The sequence below is a fragment of the Rhodoferax ferrireducens genome (assembly GCF_003347515.1).
Lineage (GTDB): Bacteria > Pseudomonadota > Gammaproteobacteria > Burkholderiales > Burkholderiaceae_C > Rhodoferax.
The window spans coordinates 1-1,100 of record NZ_QEII01000266.1 but is presented as its reverse complement, the minus strand read 5'-3'; the positions used below and the strand labels follow the sequence as shown (position 1 = coordinate 1,100).

At 59.2% G+C, this 1,100-nt stretch carries 2 protein-coding genes; both read left to right on the top strand.

The features are described 5' to 3' along the window. Window positions 1-52 precede the first annotated feature (52 nt). On the top strand, window positions 53-565 hold the full coding sequence (locus tag C5P05_RS11210) for a lysozyme (protein WP_114969931.1): 513 nt from the start codon (window positions 53-55) through the stop codon (window positions 563-565). After that, on the top strand, window positions 562-999 hold the full coding sequence (locus C5P05_RS33675) for a hypothetical protein (RefSeq protein WP_157979300.1): 438 nt from the start codon (window positions 562-564) through the stop codon (window positions 997-999). The genes C5P05_RS11210 and C5P05_RS33675 overlap by 4 nt, the downstream gene beginning before the upstream one ends. Window positions 1,000-1,100 lie beyond the last annotated feature (101 nt).

Genomic DNA, 1,100 nt, shown 5'->3' with positions numbered 1-1,100 from the left:
ATGTGGTGGCACTGGGCCGTCTACTGGACGCCAGATAAACCGAAGGTCGACCATGGCAAGCCTTAAACAACGCATTGCCGTGGGTGCTTTGAGCCTGAGCATGGCGGGCTTCGTCGCCCTGGCAACGCGCGAGAGCTACGTGGCCGATGCCATGATCCCGACCAAGAACGACCGCCCCACGGTAGGGTTCGGGTCCACATTTCATGAGGACGGCCGCCCGGTCAAGATGGGCGACAAAACCACCCCGGTGCGGGCGCTCATCAAAGCACAGGCCCACATCACCAAAGAGGAAGAGCGTTTTCGCGCTTCCATCCCAGAGGTTGAGTTGCACCAGGCAGAGTATGACCTCTACATGGACTGGGTCTACCAGTTCGGCGCGGGCCGCTGGGCGTCATCGTCCATGCACGCGAACCTCCTGGCCGGCGACTACGTGCAGGCGTGCCATTCGCTGCTGCGCTACAAGTTCTCGGGCGGTTTCGACTGCTCCACCCCTGGCAACCGGGTGTGTTCTGGCGTATGGACTGAACAACAGAACCGGCATGCCAAGTGCATGGCTGCGCAATGATCTACACCCACCTCATCGCCGCGCTGCTGGCTGCTGTTCTGTCCTCCATCGGAACATGGACTATTCAATCGTGGCGTTACGACGCAAAGGAGCTTGAACGTGCTGAACTACAAATCGCCTTGGACCGGGAATCGCGCACTCTGGAACGCAAGCGCTCGCAGAACGTCATTGATGCGCAAAATTCTGCGCGCGTCCGAGACGTGGCTTTGCGTCGTGATTCTGATGCTGCTCGCCTGGAGTCTGACGGGCTGCGCGACGACCTCGCCGCCATCCGCCGACAACTGCCCGGCCTTGCCGACGATGCCGTCCGCCGCTACGCCGACGCCGCCAGTGTCGTATTCTCTGACTGCTCAAGAAAATATCAAGAAGTGGCGGGCGCAGCTTCAGGCCACGCTTCCGACGTCAAAACCCTAGAAGACGCCTGGCCGAAATAAGCACATTTTAAGCACACGCTATCTTTTTTATCATGAAAAACAAGCAATCATGCGGGCCACAAGATGGCGTTTCACGGGTTCGATTCCCATCACCCGCTCCA

What these genes read in the sequence shown, in the direction of transcription:
- C5P05_RS11210 (WP_114969931.1), top strand. Translation starts at nt 53, where the DNA reads ATGGCAAGCCTTAAACAACGCATTGCCGTGGGTGCTTTGAGCCTGAGC.
- C5P05_RS33675 (WP_157979300.1), top strand. Translation starts at nt 562, where the DNA reads ATGATCTACACCCACCTCATCGCCGCGCTGCTGGCTGCTGTTCTGTCC.